We start from the raw sequence: 14645 nt of genomic DNA on the forward strand, positions 1-14645 counted from the left end.
GCGATCCACCGGCATCGAGCCGCAACCGGGCTCTGCGGGCCTGCTGTCCACTCCTCCCTCACTCGGGTGAGGATTATCCGCCCCTGCCCTCCGACGGGCATCCGGGCCTCAAGCCATATGCGTCGGCACCTCCAGCCGGCGACATGCAACTTCTTCCGGGCAAACGCCCGGTCGCCGAGGAAGCACGGTCTGCGCTCCCTCAACGGTCGGTTTGGTCGCGCCGATTAGCGAAGGAAGAAGAAACCGGCGACGTTGATCAGAATGAAAAGCACGATCGAGGAGATCAGGCCCATCGTCGTGAAGAAGCCGGCAGCCATCGCGATCAGCAGGGCGACGCAGAAAAGCGTGCCGTACTTCGAGGCACTCAGGAACATGAGGTAGGTCTTCTCGTGTTCCGGATAGTCCATCGGAGCGCCCACATCGACCGGTCCAGAATGATGCTCAGCCATCGTTCAAAATTCTCCCTGAATGCCGCGGCGCCACCTTGGGGTCATCGCCGCCCTATCGAAGCACGGTCTCGCGAAAAGCCGCGAAACCCTTATAGCTGCCCTTACACAATGCGCACGGCTGGCGCAACGAAAACCCGTTCTTTAGCCATACCTGATGGGGCGAAATGTCACGCCACACAGCAAGGTGCGGCGCGCCTCGACGCGCCCCGAATTCGCATTCGCAATCGAGGCCGCTTACCGGAAGACGGACGTCCGGTAGGAGCGGCCGTAGCCGGTCTGCGCCATGCGCGCGGTCGGCAGGATCGTCAGCGGCGCAAACGGCACCTCGCTGCGGTCGGCAAACATCATGCGGCGTTCGAACGGTTCGGAATCGAAGACCGGGTAGCGGTCGAGGATCGACGGCCGCTGCCCCCGCACCTGTGCCACCAGAAGCGCGCCGTCGGCATTGTAGACACCGAGGTTCTCGCGCTTGGCGACAACCGTCTCCGACGCAAAGATGCGTTTGTAGAAAGCCGCGTGTCGCGGACGGCAGGCCGTCAGGCAGCGGTCGGCAGCGAAATACTCGCACGCCATCGCGACCGGTCGCAGCGTCAGATAGGGAAGCGCCCGCATCTCGTCGCCGATCACGTCAGGATCGACCGCCAACCGGCCGGGATCGACCAGCACCATGCCGGCGTCGAGGAACGCGTCGATCTCGGGAGCGAAGATCATGCCCGACGTGCTGGCGCGATGATCCGACGTCACATGATGAACGCGCACGGTGCTGACAAGCACTTCGTCGAGATAGAGACCGAAGACATAGGCGTGACTGTCGAAATCGAGATCGTCGATCAGCGTCGAGCCGGTCAACTCCATCAGATTGACGGACTTGTAGGACTTGTAGCGCAGCCGCGCGATGTCCTCCATGTCCTCGCCGGTTTCGACCCGCCGGTATTCGACGCGATCGAGCAATTGCATCAGTTTTTCAGAAAAGCGCCCAGGCTCAGCCTGGTGAACCTTCTCACCCATACTCAACACCTCATGGTTAACAAATCGTTAACCTATTGACGGGTGATGAGGCGGCAACCGCAAATCGAAACAGTTCACCGTTAACTTTTCGTTAACCATAAAAATTCGTGAACTTATTTGCTCGATTTGAAATCAAGCGCACCAAAGCGGGATCAATTTGGCGCACCTAATCAATGACTTGCTACCGGAAAACCAGCAGCAAAACAGGACAGTTTTAAGAAGATTTCAGGGGTTAGGCGATGCGCTTGCTGGTGGTTTTTGTGCCTCGTTTTGGCACACCATTCTTGCAAAGCGTAGCAATGGCCGAAGCCGGCATGGGCGCGGCAAAGACGAAGCCCTGTATCAGATCGGCACAATTGTGCTCGTTGATAAGTTGTAGCTGGTCCGCCGTCTCGACACCTTCGACGACGATGCGCAGGCCGAGCGCGCGGGCAAGGTTGGCGGTCCCGCGCAGAAGCTTGAAGCGCCGAGAATCCTCGCGGATGTTGCGCACGAAGGAACGGTCGATCTTGATGATGTCGACCGGCAGGGCATCGAGATAGCTGAGGCTCGAGTAGCCGGTGCCGAAATCGTCGATGGCGATGGTGATGCCCAGTCCGCGCAGTTCGCGCAGGATCGCCTGCACCTTCAGCGGCTCGTCCATCAGGCAGCTTTCCGTCACTTCCAGATGCAGCCGCGCGGCATCGAGACCGGTTCCGCGAAGTGCGTCCGTGACCATGACCACGATTTCGCTGCTGCGAAGGTCGAGCACCGACAGGTTGACCGACACCGATACGTCGCCCGGCCAGTTCATGCAGTCCCGGCACGCCTGATCGAGAACAAAGCGGGTGATTTCCGTGACCAGCCCGAGCTCTTCGGCAAGCTGGATGAATACGTTCGGCGGCACCGGCCCGCGTTCCGGATGGGTCCACCGCGCCAACGCCTCGCAGCACTCCACGCGCCCGCCGTTCGGGGCGAACATCGGCTGGTAGGAGAGCGTCAGGCAGCGGGCGTTGATCGCCTCGCGCAGGTCCGCCTTCAGCTTCTGGCGATCGACGTAGCGCGCATCCATCTCGGCCTCGAAGGCCGTGCAGCCGCCGCGGTTGCGCAGCTTTGTTTCCGAAAGCGCAAGATCCGCCTTGATCTGCAAGTCCTCGAGCTTGAGGTCGAGGCTCGAAGCGATGACGATGCCAGCGCTCATCGTCATGCTGAAGGTGAAGCCGCCGGCTTCGTAAGTGTCGCGCAGATCGGCATGAAGTCCGCGCATCCGCTCTTCGAGTGCAATAGCGTCACTGCCATCGGGAATGAACACGACGAACTCGTCGCCCATCAGCCGCGCGACGATCGCATCGTCACCGGCAAGCACCCTTAGCCGGCCGGCAATCGCATGAAGCAGTCTGTCGCCGACGATATGGCCGCGCATGTCATTGACGTGCTTGAATTCCGTTACGTCGAGAACCATCAACCCGACCAACCGTTCGGCCGTGTCGTCCGCGCTCACCGTCGCCTGCACCAGCTCCCCGAAATAGTCGCGGCTCGGCAGCTGCGTCAGCTTGTCGAACCGCACCATATGCAGGATCTGCTTTTCCGCCTGGACGCGCGCGGTCACGTCTTCAAAAATCAGCACCGTGTCGCCGTTATCGCGGCGGCTCGCCGAAAATTCCAGATGCAGCTCTTCGCTGACGGGGATCAGCACCTGCGGCCGCTTGCCCTTGAGCAGAAGGTCGAGCTGGCGCGAAATGGCCTTGGTCTTGTCCGGATCGAGCCGCATGCGCCGGGCGCCGCGCCGGATCACATCATCGAGCAGCCAGCCCTTGAGTTCGGTGCGGTCGCCGAGGGCCAGCAGTTCGCAGGCCCGCTCGTTGGCGACGACCACCCGGCCATCGGCATCAAGCATGAACAGCCCATGCGTCATGTTGTTGAGCGCCGTGTCGAACTGGCCGGCGATCGTGGCGATCTCGCGCGCTGCCATCACGTTTTCATAGAGGAAGGCGCGCACATTGTTGGCCATCATCCAGGTGGACAGGATGAAGGGCAGGATCAGCACGGCAAGCGCCAGCATGAACACGTCCTGCAGCGTGATCAGGCCGATGACGATCGGCAGGCAGGCCGAGGAAGACAAGAGGAGCACGGCCCGCTCGGAGCCGTAATTGCGACCGACGAGCGAAATCATCGACGCAAGCGTCACCGAAATGGTGGCGAGCTCGGAAAAGGAGTCCTGGCTGATGGCGATGGCGTAGCCACAGGCAATACCGCAGGTGAGCGTGACGCTGACGCCGCCGACGATGTAGCGGTTCTCCCACTTGCGGACCATCGCCCGATCAGCATTGGAGAAATCCTGCCGGTCGAACCGCGCCATGTCGAGATTGCGCAGCGCCCAGAGGACGAAGATCACACCGGAGCAGGCGAGATAGAGCGGATCACTGGTTTTCAGATAGACGAGCAGGAACGTCACGACATGCGACAGCATGCCGATCACCAGCGTTTTGCGATGTTCGTAGAGCGAGCTCACGGATGACAGATACACGTCAGTCGGAAGAGCGCTCTGTCCAAGTCGCATCATGAACCAAGCTCCGGTTTACCGGATTGTTAGGGGTGATCACTTAACGAAAGATTTCGTCTAACGCCCCGAAAAATGTACCGAATCCCAGCAAAACCACGGGTCTTCGCCGGCATCGCCCAAGAGTTCAACTCAGTAGTGCGAACCGCACGGGACAATACTCGGTTTCTACAACCAAACATAGGCATTCACACAATGAAACGGCTTGATCGCAACTTCGACAATTCTGCGACGCCCGTAGATGATCCCAAACTTGCGCCTGTGATGGTTACTCGTTCTTGAAGAAATACCTGCGATTTCCTGCCGTTTCGGATCGCTCCTCCTGTCTCGCTGCCCGGGATCGGCGCGACGATCGCGCTCACCACCTTCTCAGTTGACTTTCATCTGCAACTGAAGGCAAGGCTTTTCTCAAGCATCCAACGGAGCCTGATGATGTCGAAACCTGTCGTTGCCATCCCGTGCGATTTCCGCGAATTCGACGGCAATGTCTGGCATGTCGTTGCCCATCAATATGTCCGCGCCGCCGTCGAAGGCGCCGGCGTCATGCCCTTCCTCATCCCGGCACTCGAGACCGGCAACGACATCGACGAGATCCTCGACCGGGTCGACGGCGTGCTGGCAAGTGGCGCCCGCTCGAACGTCCATCCCTCGCTCTATGGAGCCGAGGCCAAGGAGAGCGACGGCCCCTTCGATCCCGGCCGCGACGCGACCAGCCTGCCGCTCATCACCCGCGCGCTGGAGCGCGGCGTGCCGCTTCTCGCCATCTGTCGCGGCATTCAGGAACTCAACGTCGCGCTCGGCGGCACGCTCGCATCCGAAATTCAGGACCTGCCGGGCATCTGGGATCACCGCAAGCCCGACGTGAAGGAACTCGACGTCGCCTACGGCATCCGCCAGGACGTGATCGTCAAGGAAGGAAGCTGCCTCGCGCCGGTGCTCGGCGCCGGCCGCATCCGCGTCAACTCGCTCCATCGCCAGGCGATCGGCGCTGCCGCGCCCCGTCTTGCGGTCGAAGCGGTTGCCGACGACGGCACGATCGAGGCCGTCTCGGTGATCGGCTCCAAGGCCTTTGCCGTCGGCGTGCAATGGCATCCGGAATATTGGGTGCGCACGGACACGCCGTCCGCGAGCCTGTTCAAGGCGTTCGGCGATGCGGTCAGAACCTACGCCGCCGCTCGTCTGGCCGCCTGAGCTATCTGTTTGACCTTGCGCCTGGCGCGTCGACGTCGGGCCTTAGTCCGCGCGTCGCGTGAACGGTGTTTCCGGCACGGGCGTCAGCGCTTTGCCGGTCGAGAACCACGCCACGACGTTGTCGGCGACGAGGTCGGCCATGGCGTTGCGCGTCACCACCGAGGCAGAGGCCACGTGCGGCAGGAGCGAAACATTCGGCAGCGCCACAAGCGCCTCCGGCACCTGCGGCTCGTTCTCGAAGACATCGAGACCGGCACCGGCGATCACGCCCGCCTGAAGCGCCGCGATCAAGGCCTGTTCGTCGACCGTCGAGCCGCGTCCGACATTGATCAGCACCCCATTGCCGCCAAGCGCGGCAAGCACCTCGGCATTGACCGTCCGCCGCGTCGCCTCGGTGCCGGGTACGATGACAACAAGCGTATCGACCGCAGCTGCGAGCCCCGTCAGCGTCGAATGGTAGGCATAGACAAGGCCTTCGCGCGGGCTGCGCGTATGATAGGCGATCGATACGCCGAAGGCTTCGAGCCGCTTGGCAATCGCAAGACCGATGCGCCCGAGACCGTAAAGACCGACGCTTCGACCCCGCAGCGACAGCGGCGATAGCGGGAAGGCGCCCTCGCGGCTCCAGCGACCTTGGCGCAGCCATTGCTCCGCCTGCGGCAATTGACGGAGCGTGTTGAGCAGCAGCCCGACCGCGGTATCGGCCACTTCTTCCGTCAGGACGTCGGGCGTGTTGCTGACGGCAATTCCCTTGGCCGCGGCATGCCCGACCTCCACCCCGTCGTAGCCGACGCCGAAATTGGCGATGATCTCAAGCTGCGGCAGGGCGTCCATCAGTGCAGCCGGCACGCGCCCGGAAACGGCGATCGCCTTGACGTCCTGCATCTGCGGCGTCACCAGCGTCGCATCGGCACCTTCGATCCGCACCACTTCGAACCGTTCCGCCAGACGATCGATCACCCGCGGATTGATTTTTCCGGGCACGAGAACGCGAATGCAGGCAGACATGGCAATTTTCCTTGCGGGTGATGGACCTCAGGCGATGACCCGCAAGGGGCCGGTCGACTGCCGGATGCGCATCTCCGGCTTGATCAGGTGAATTCCATCCGGCTCATGGCTGCCGGAGAGCTTGTCGAGTAGTGCGCGGGCAGCACTGCGGCCGACATCGGCCTGCCCATTCCAGACGGTGGTGAGCGCCGGCGTCGCGATCGACGCCTCTTCCAGGTCGTCGTAGCCGGTCACGGAGATGTCGACGCCTGGCACGAGACCGGCGCGCGCGATGCCGTTCATCATGCCGATCGCCACGAGGTCGTTCCAACAGACGACCGCGGTCGGCTTCTGCGGCAGCGAAAGCAGGTGCACTGCGGCCTCGAAGCCGCCCTGCTTCGTGCGGGGCCCGGGAATGCGCAGTTCCGGATCGACCTCGATGTTGGCCTTGCGCAGCGCGTTGACGTAGCCCTGGTAGCGGTCGCGTCCGGTGGAGGTCTCGTCCGTGCCGCCGACCATGGCGATGCAGCGGTGGCCAAGGCCGATCAGGTGGTTGGCGGCAAGCGAGATGCCGTAGGCGTCGTCGCCGCGGAAGATCGGCACGTCCACGCCCTCGATCGAGCGGGCGATCAGGATCGCCGGCATGCCGTTGTCCTCGGCGAGCTGGATGTCCTCCAGCGGCGTGCCGATCGCCGGCGACATGATGACGCCGTCACCGCCGAGCTGCAGCAGCGTCTCGATAAAATCGCGCTGCTTGTCGACGGAATCGTAGTGATTGGAAAGAATGAAGGTCTGCTTGTCGCGGTCGAGTTCGGCCTCGATCGCCTTCAGGATTTCCCCGTAGAACGGGTTCATGATGTCGTGCACGACGACGCCGATGATGCCCGATCGTGATGTCCTGAGACTGGCGGCGCGGCGGTTGTAGATATAGCCGAGCGCGCGCGCCTGTTCCTTGATCTTGTCGCGGGTGACGGTCGCCACCAGCGGGCTGTCACGCAGGGCCAGGGATACCGTCGCCGTCGAAAGACCGAGTGTTTCCGCGATCGTCGAAAGCTTGACCTTTTGCGCCACGATGCCCCCTGTAAGCCTGTTTCGCCCCATCCGCACGAACCCCAGCCAGGAGCGGTGCGTCAAGCCGTTCGACATCCTTCGCGCGCCTTTGAGACGGCACGCGTGCCATAAATTTAAATCCCTATTTAAACTGTTTAAATCGCCGCGGCAATATGCGGCAAATCAGGTTCAATCGGCCGCGCGCGCAGCCTGGAGATTGCTGTCAACGGCGCGCAGCAGCTTCATCAGCGTGCGAACCTGCTTGTCGGTCAGACCACGGGTCGCGAGCTTTTCAGAATGCTGACCGGCCTCGGCGATCGTCTGCAGCCGGTTGCGGCCGGGCTCAGTGAGATAGACCTTGGTGAGCCGTGCATCATCGTCGTCCGGACGCCGCTCGAGAAAGCCCTGCGCTTCCATGCGGCCGATGGTGCGGGTCATGGTCGGCGCCTTGACGCCGAGCTTGACCGCGAGCCCGCCGGCCGTCAGACCGTCGGTCTCGGCCAGCGCCAGCATGACGCCATCCTGTCCGGCATAGAGGCCGCTTTCGAGCAGATTGCGGGAGAGCACGGTGCGCATCGACCGCGCAGCCTGGACAAGGACGGCGGCAAGATCGTGAGGCTCGATCAGGAGCTCGTCCTTCTTCTTGCCGTTCTTGCCCTTCTTTTCGGCCTTGTTCTTCTTGCCCATTGGACCTCCTGCCGAATCCCGTCTCGAACACTTATAACAATACAGCTTGCGATTACGAACTGTATGACTCAAATAACAATTTTACGACAATTGACGTGGAGGATCGAAGAGAAATGTCGATGCCCGAGCCGCGATGGCAGGACAATCCGGCCGACCTTCCGCCTGACGCCCGCCGCGACTGGATCGCGGTGCTGCCGCTCGGCGCGCATGAGCAGCACGGACCTCACCTGCCCTTCGAAACCGACACGCTGATTGCTGAAGGCATCGTCTCGCGCACCATCGCCGCGCTTCCCGCCGATCTGCCTGTAACCTTCCTGCCGGTCGAGCCGGTCGGCTACTCGATCGAGCACATGGATGTCGCCGGCAGCCGCACGCTTGGCTACAGCGAGGCGGTCGAGCGCTGGCTCGGCATCGCCGGGGATCTCCATGGCCTTGGTATTCGCAAGCTCGTGATGCTGAACGCCCACGGCGGCAATTCGCCGTTGATGACGATCGTCGCGACCGAAGCGCGCGTGCGCTTGAACATGCTGGCGGTCGCGACCAGCTGGACCCGCTTCGGCCAGCCGGACGGCTGGATCGCGCCAGAAGACAAGGCCTTCGACATTCACGGCGGCGATATCGAGACTTCGGTGATGCTGGCGCTGCATCCCGACAAGGTGGACACGACAAAAGCGTCCGATTTCCCCTCGCGTCAGCGCGACTTTGCCGGTCGCTTCAAGCATCTGCGTGCCTACGGCCCGCATGCCTTCGGCTGGAAGATGCGCGACCTCAACGCCGATGGCGTTGCCGGCAACGCGTCAGCCGCAACGGCTGCGCGCGGCGAGGCGCTGCTTGCCTATGCCGTCAAAGGCCTTGTCGAACTGCTCGAAGACGTCAGGGATTTCGACCCGTCTGAACTCGCCTGACGCGTGAACCGACGCCCGGCAAACACTTTCTTTGCGGTTTTGCGCTATCAAGGACGTCCGTTGGAAGAGCAGAGAACCCATGGCGAAGATCATAGCGCTCGGCGCCTATTTTTATCAGGCCGTCATCGCCTTCGGCCTGCTGATCATCGTCGCCCATTGGCTGGCGCCTGCGGACTACGCCAGCTATTCGTTGTTCATCTCGATCTGCCAATTCGCAGCGATCGCCGCTTTCGAATGGGTGCGCTTCGCCTGCACCCGCTTCTATCCGGGGCCGGACGCTGACAGCGAGGCGGCTGAGCGGCGCACGATCCTCGTTGAAGCGACGGTCTGCGCAGCACTCTGCCTGGCCGCAGCCTCGATAGCCGTGTTCTTCGGCGTGCCGGCGGTCGTCGCCCTTGTCGGCGGTCTGGTGTCGATCGCGCAAGGGGGCAGCGACCTGCATCTGACGATGCTGCGGTTTCGTCAGGACTTTCGCGCCTTTTCCGTGTTGCAGGGATCACGCGCCACAATTCTGGCAGTCGGCACGCTCGCCGGGGCATTGGCCTCGCCCACCTTCCTCTCAACGGTCACGGGGCTTCTGGCCGGCTACGCTGCCTACGGCCTGCTCGCCTCGGTTCTTTCCCGCAGCCCGGCAGCGCGACCGACCGTTGCACTGGAGACTGCGCGCTTCCGCAAGCACCTCGTCTATGGCAGCGTTTCGGCCGGCGCTGCAACGGCCGCCATGTTCGCGCCGCTCGCCCTCAAGACGCTGCTGACGTCCGTTCTCGGAGCGACGGGTGCCGCCGGCGCGCTGTTGGCGCTCGACCTTTTGCAGCGGCCCTTCGTGCTCATCGTTTCGGCGCTTCAGGCGATCCAGTACCCCGAAATCGTCGCCGCCCACGACCGGACCGACAACCGCGCGGACCTCGCCCGGACGCTCGGGCAATACTATGCCCTGCTTGCCAGCTTCGCGCTGATGATGGCGGCCGGCATCTTTGCAGTGCTCCTGCCGGTCACGTGGGTCGTCATCAGCCCGGACCTGCAGCAGGGGTTCCTCGCCACGGCGCCCGCGATCATCCTCATTTCGCTTGCCCGCACGCTGACGCAGATCATGTTGCCGACGCCGCTGCACCTGAAGCAGCGTCTTGCGCTGATCCTTCTGCTCGCCGTCATCGACTGCCTGCTGCTGAACCTCGGGGCGCTCGCGGCACTGGTTGTCGCAGGCCCGAGCGATACGGCGCTTGCGACCGGTGGTGCGATCGGCGCGGTCCTTGCGACCGCCTTCGGTCTGCGCCTGATGGCGGTGCTTCCCTTCGACCTCCCCTGGTCGCCGGTGCTTCTTGCCGCCGCAGGGCTCGCCACGGCTGGTTTCGCCTTCGCGCTCGCCGGCGAAACCAGCTATCTCGCGATCGGCGCCGGCATCCTCGGGGGCGGCGTCCTGTGCCTGCTCGCACTCAACCAATTGCGGCTGATGATGCGGGCTCCGGCCCCATAGGGCTGGAAACAATTGCGCTAAGAAAAACTGCACGAATTTCCGGTTAGATCGCCGCCGAAACGTTCGGAGAGTCCGCCATGAACATCGTCGTCGGCATAGCGACCGCAGGCCGCCGCGAAGTCCTTTCGGAGACCCTGCTGCATCTGACGCGGCAGACCCGCTTGCCGGACTCCATCCTGGTCTGCCCGAGCGCGCCCGAGGACATCGACGAAAACCGCCTCAGTGCCCTCGCAGTCGACGTCCGCGTCGTTAAGGGCAGCAAAGGCTCGAGCGCGCAGCGCAATGCGATCCTCGACCACGCGACGACCGCCGACCTAATCGTCTTCTTCGACGACGACTTCCTGCCACACCACGACTTTCTCGCAGAGTCCGAGCGATTGTTTGCGCGCGAGGCGGATATCGTCGTTGCAACCGGCCTGGTTCTGGCAGACGGCATTCACGGACCCGGCATTTCGGTGGCCGATGCGAAGGCGATCCTCGATGGCGACGCCGGTCCCGCGCCCGAGGATCAAATCACACCCGCCTTCAATGCCTACGGCTGCAACATGGCCTTCCGTGTTGCGGCGATCGCCGTCGAGCACACCCGCTTCGACGAGCGCCTGCCGCTCTACGGCTGGCAGGAGGACGTCGATTTCTGCCGGCGACTTGCGTCACGCGGGCGCATCGTCAAGTCGCCGAGATTGCGCGGCGTCCATCTCGGCAACAAGCGCGGCCGCACCTCGGGTTTGCGTTTCGGCTACTCGCAGGTCGCCAATCCGCTCTATCTGCGCAACAAGGGCACGGTCGGCCTCAAATGGGCGCTGCGTCTGATGGGGGGCAACGTCGCTGCCAACATCCTCGGCAGCGTCAGGTCGCAAGGCCTCGTCGACCGCCGCGGTCGGCTGAAGGGCAACGTCATCGCCGTCTTGGATATGCTGCGCGGACGGTTGGACCCGATGCGCGTGCTCGACCTCTAACGCCCTCCGCAGCCATCAAGCCCGGCTGGCAGCCAGCATGTTGAGCAGCACCACCGCGCTTCCATCCCAGGAAAAGCGCTTGGCATTGTCGTAACCGGCATGCGTCAACTCACGACGCAAAGTCGCGTCGGCCGAAATCATCCGCATTGCCTCGACCAGCGTTTCCGCCTTCAACGGATCGAAATAGCGAACCGCGTCGCCGCAGGCCTCGCGCACCGGCGGGATGTCGGCGGCCAGCACCGGGCAGCCTTGCGTCATCGCCTCCAGCGGCGGGATGCCGAAACCTTCGTAGAGGCTCGGAAAGACGAAGGCGACGGCGTGGCGCTGCAGCCCGGCGATCTCCGCGTCGGTCAGGCGCCCCGGAAAGATCAGGTTGCCCTTCGACGTCGGCGCGATATCGCGAAAAACCGACGGATCGGTGCCGCCCACCACGACCAGCTTGTGGTCACCGGCACCCAAGGCCTCGAAGGCGCGCACGGCAAACTCGACATTCTTGTTGGGTTTCAGCGTGCCGACCAGAAGGAAGAAGGGCGTATCGGTCAGCCCGAGCCGCGCGATGACACCGTCGTCCGGCTGAAGGCCGGCGAAGTGATCGGTCGCATTGTAGATCACATCGATACCGGCCGAAGGCACGCGGAAGACGTCGGCTAGTTCCTTGCGCGAGAAGTTCGAGACCGTGCCGATCTTGGCCCTCCGCGTGAGAAGATAGCCGAGCGTTCCGTGGAACAGCCGGTATCCGCGCCCGAACGAGGCGGGATGGCGAAAGAGCGTGACATCGTGGATCACTACCGCCTGGTCGCCATGCAGCACCGGACCGCTGCCGCCGAAGCCGATGAGCGTGTCGCGGCGTGACCGCCAGAAGAGTGGCCCCTGCTCCCATAGATGGCCCGGGCCGGAGCCGAAGCGCTCCACCGAAATCGCCTTGAGGCCGAGATCGTCGACAGCCTTGCCGGGAGCAAGGAGCCGCCAGCGCACGCCCTTCAGCGCATGCGGCACCGCACCCGAAGCGATGCGCTGATCGAGCGCCCGGGTCATCTCGCGGGCGAAGCGCTGCACGCCCGTAAGCGGCTGGGTCAGGAACCGGCCGTTGATGGAAATCGTCTTCACGTGCGCACCCCTTCGATGTGCCCCGCACTCTCGCCGATCTTGATGAAAGGAGGGTTATCGGGATCGCAGCGATCAACGCCGCCCGACCGGCAAAATCGCCTGCGCCATTTGCGCATCGCCGCCGCATCTCCTATATGAGACGCGACTAGGATGCCTGCTCCCGCATCCGGAAATCCCAGAGGTTCCCATGACCGAAACATCCCCGCAGAAGCCGATCCCCGTCACCGTGCTCACCGGCTATCTCGGCGCCGGCAAGACGACGCTTTTGAACCGCATCCTCAGCGAGAACCATGGCCGCAAATACGCGGTCATCGTCAACGAGTTCGGCGAGATCGGCATCGACAACGACCTGATCGTGGAATCCGACGAGGAAATCTACGAGATGAACAACGGCTGCGTCTGCTGCACCGTGCGCGGCGACCTGATCCGCGTGGTGGAAGGCCTGATGCGCCGCCCCGGCCGCTTCGATGCGATCATCGTCGAGACCACGGGCCTTGCCGACCCGGTCCCGGTCGCCCAGACCTTCTTCATGGACGACGACGTGCGCGCCAAGACCGAGCTTGACGCCGTCGTCGCGCTGGTCGACGCCAAGCACCTGCCGCTCCGGCTGAAGGACAGCCGCGAGGCCGAAGACCAGATCGCCTTCGCCGATGTCGTGCTGCTCAACAAGACCGACCTCGTCACGCCCGAGGAACTGGAGCGCATCGAGGCGACCGTGCGCGTCATCAATCCGTCGGCCCGCATCTATCGCACCCAGCGCTCCGAGATCGATCTCGCCAAGGTCCTCGACCAGGGCGCCTTCAATCTCGAAAAGGCGCTGGAAAACGATCCGCACTTCCTCGACCAGGACGATCACGAACACGATCACACCTGCGGTCCGGATTGCGGCCACGATCATCACCATCACCACCATGATCATGATCACGACCACCATCATCATGATCATGACCACGATCACGACCATCATCACCACCACGATGCCCCCTCGCCGATCCACGACGTGACGGTGCAGTCGATCTCGCTGCGCGGCGGCGAGATGAACCCGGATCGCTTCTTCCCCTGGATCCAGAAGATCACCCAGACGGACGGCCCGAACATCCTGCGCCTGAAGGGCATCATCGCCTTTGCTGGCGACGCCGAGCGTTACGTCGTTCAGGGCGTGCACATGATCATCGAGGGCGATCACCAGCGTGCGTGGAAGGAAGGCGAAAAGCGCGAAAGCCGCCTCGTCTTCATCGGCCGTGACCTCGACCGCGAAAAGCTCGAGCGCACCTTCAAGGCCTGCGAGGCGCAGCCGAACTGATGCCGACTGTCGCTCCCCTCGATCTCGAAGGTCACGTCGTCGGCGTGTCCTTTCTCAAAGGCGTCCCCTTCTTCGCCGAAGCCACCGGCGCCATCCACCGCCTCGACCTCGGCCACAAGACGACGGAGGTCCACGAAGGCCTGCTATCGCTCGTGGTCGACGAAGCCAACGATACGCTGCTGACCGGCGGCGAAGATGGCAAGGTCATGCGCACGGCCGCCGACGGTACCACGGCGCTGGTCGCCGAAGCGCCGCGCAAGTGGATCGCCCAGGTTGCCGCCGGCCCGCAAGGTGCCGTTGGCTATGCCTATGGCAAGACCACGCACGTGAAGCTTGCCGACGGCACGACGAAGGAATTCGCCGAGCAACGCACCGTCGAAGGCCTCGCCTTCGCGCCGAAAGGCCTTCGCGTCGCCGCAGCGCGCTACAACGGCGTGTCGTTGCATTGGGTCGGCACATCGGGCCAGCCGATCGACCTCGAATGGAAGGGCGCCCACACCGGCGTCACCTTCTCGCCCGACGGCCGCTTCCTCGTCACCACGATGCAGGAAAACGCGCTGCACGGCTGGAAGCTCGACGCCAAGCCCGGCGCCGAAGCGCGCCACATGCGCATGACCGGCTATCCGGCCAAGGTGAAGTCCTTTTCCTGGTCGGCCAAGGGCAAGTGGCTCGCATCCTCGGGCGCGCCGGCTGCCATCGTATGGCCCTTCCAGGGCAAGGACGGCCCGATGGGCAAGGCGCCGCTCGAACTCGGCACCCGCGCCGACATCATGGTGACCTCCGTCTGCTGCCATCCGGCCGAAGATATCGTCGCCATCGGCTATCAGGACGGCATGATCCTCGGCGCACGCTTTGCCGACAGCAAGGAAGTGCTGCTGCGCCGTCCCGGCAAGGGCGCAATCACCGCCATGGCGTGGAACAAGGATGGCCGGCAGCTGGCCTTCGGCTCGGCCGAGGGCGACTGCGGCGTCGTCGATATCGCGGGATAA

At 63.5% G+C, this 14645-nt stretch carries 13 protein-coding genes; 6 read left to right on the forward strand and 7 right to left on the reverse strand.

Annotated features, from left to right (window positions below):
• Positions 1-224: 224 nt before the first annotated feature.
• From AC3WVQ_RS15975 to AC3WVQ_RS15985, 3 genes are all read right to left on the reverse strand, one after another.
• The gene (locus AC3WVQ_RS15975; RefSeq protein WP_034786900.1) at positions 225-449 is read right to left on the reverse strand and encodes an aa3-type cytochrome c oxidase subunit IV; all 225 of its coding nucleotides are present in this window, start codon (positions 447-449) and stop codon (positions 225-227) included.
• A 234-nt stretch (positions 450-683) separates the two neighbouring features.
• On the reverse strand, positions 684-1457 hold the full coding sequence (locus AC3WVQ_RS15980) for an N-acyl amino acid synthase FeeM domain-containing protein (RefSeq protein ID WP_090297938.1): 774 nt from the start codon (positions 1455-1457) through the stop codon (positions 684-686).
• Positions 1458-1689: 232 nt separating this feature from the next.
• Complete coding sequence (locus AC3WVQ_RS15985; protein ID WP_090297941.1) at positions 1690-3999, reverse strand: putative bifunctional diguanylate cyclase/phosphodiesterase; 2310 nt, start codon at positions 3997-3999, stop codon at positions 1690-1692.
• A 429-nt stretch (positions 4000-4428) separates the two neighbouring features.
• Here AC3WVQ_RS15985 and AC3WVQ_RS15990 point away from each other — a divergent pair, with 429 nt between their 5' ends.
• Entirely contained in the window at positions 4429-5187 is a 759-nt protein-coding gene (locus tag AC3WVQ_RS15990; RefSeq protein ID WP_090298089.1) for a gamma-glutamyl-gamma-aminobutyrate hydrolase family protein, read from the forward strand.
• Between the two features lie 42 nt (positions 5188-5229).
• Here AC3WVQ_RS15990 and AC3WVQ_RS15995 read toward each other — a convergent pair whose 3' ends face one another.
• The 3 genes from AC3WVQ_RS15995 to AC3WVQ_RS16005 all read right to left on the reverse strand — a co-directional run bounded on the left by AC3WVQ_RS15995 (position 5230) and on the right by AC3WVQ_RS16005 (position 7911).
• On the reverse strand, positions 5230-6195 hold the full coding sequence (locus AC3WVQ_RS15995) for a 2-hydroxyacid dehydrogenase (protein WP_090297945.1): 966 nt from the start codon (positions 6193-6195) through the stop codon (positions 5230-5232).
• Positions 6196-6222: 27 nt separating this feature from the next.
• Positions 6223-7245: a LacI family DNA-binding transcriptional regulator gene (locus AC3WVQ_RS16000; protein ID WP_034786913.1), complete on the reverse strand. Its 1023-nt coding sequence runs from the start codon at positions 7243-7245 to the stop codon at positions 6223-6225.
• Between the two features lie 168 nt (positions 7246-7413).
• Complete coding sequence (locus AC3WVQ_RS16005; RefSeq protein WP_034786917.1) at positions 7414-7911, reverse strand: MarR family winged helix-turn-helix transcriptional regulator; 498 nt, start codon at positions 7909-7911, stop codon at positions 7414-7416.
• Between the two features lie 113 nt (positions 7912-8024).
• Here AC3WVQ_RS16005 and AC3WVQ_RS16010 point away from each other — a divergent pair, with 113 nt between their 5' ends.
• The 3 genes from AC3WVQ_RS16010 to AC3WVQ_RS16020 all read left to right on the forward strand — a co-directional run bounded on the left by AC3WVQ_RS16010 (position 8025) and on the right by AC3WVQ_RS16020 (position 11246).
• Complete coding sequence (locus AC3WVQ_RS16010; protein ID WP_090297948.1) at positions 8025-8816, forward strand: creatininase family protein; 792 nt, start codon at positions 8025-8027, stop codon at positions 8814-8816.
• Between the two features lie 79 nt (positions 8817-8895).
• Positions 8896-10290, forward strand: coding sequence for a hypothetical protein (locus AC3WVQ_RS16015; protein WP_090297953.1), 1395 nt, complete (start codon positions 8896-8898; stop codon positions 10288-10290).
• A gap of 77 nt (positions 10291-10367) precedes the next feature.
• Positions 10368-11246, forward strand: coding sequence for a glycosyltransferase family 2 protein (locus AC3WVQ_RS16020; protein WP_060517551.1), 879 nt, complete (start codon positions 10368-10370; stop codon positions 11244-11246).
• Between the two features lie 15 nt (positions 11247-11261).
• Here the strand turns inward: AC3WVQ_RS16020 and AC3WVQ_RS16025 are convergent, their stop codons facing one another.
• Entirely contained in the window at positions 11262-12353 is a 1092-nt protein-coding gene (locus AC3WVQ_RS16025) for a glycosyltransferase family 4 protein (RefSeq protein ID WP_090297956.1), read from the reverse strand.
• Between the two features lie 187 nt (positions 12354-12540).
• Here AC3WVQ_RS16025 and AC3WVQ_RS16030 point away from each other — a divergent pair, with 187 nt between their 5' ends.
• Both AC3WVQ_RS16030 and AC3WVQ_RS16035 read left to right on the forward strand, forming a co-directional pair.
• Entirely contained in the window at positions 12541-13656 is a 1116-nt protein-coding gene (locus AC3WVQ_RS16030) for a CobW family GTP-binding protein (protein WP_090297959.1), read from the forward strand.
• Positions 13656-14645, forward strand: a complete 990-nt coding sequence (locus tag AC3WVQ_RS16035) for a WD40 repeat domain-containing protein (RefSeq protein ID WP_090297962.1) — start codon at positions 13656-13658, stop codon at positions 14643-14645. The genes AC3WVQ_RS16030 and AC3WVQ_RS16035 overlap by 1 nt, the downstream gene beginning before the upstream one ends.

This window comes from Ensifer sp. EB106-05-01-XG146 (genome assembly GCF_058791875.1).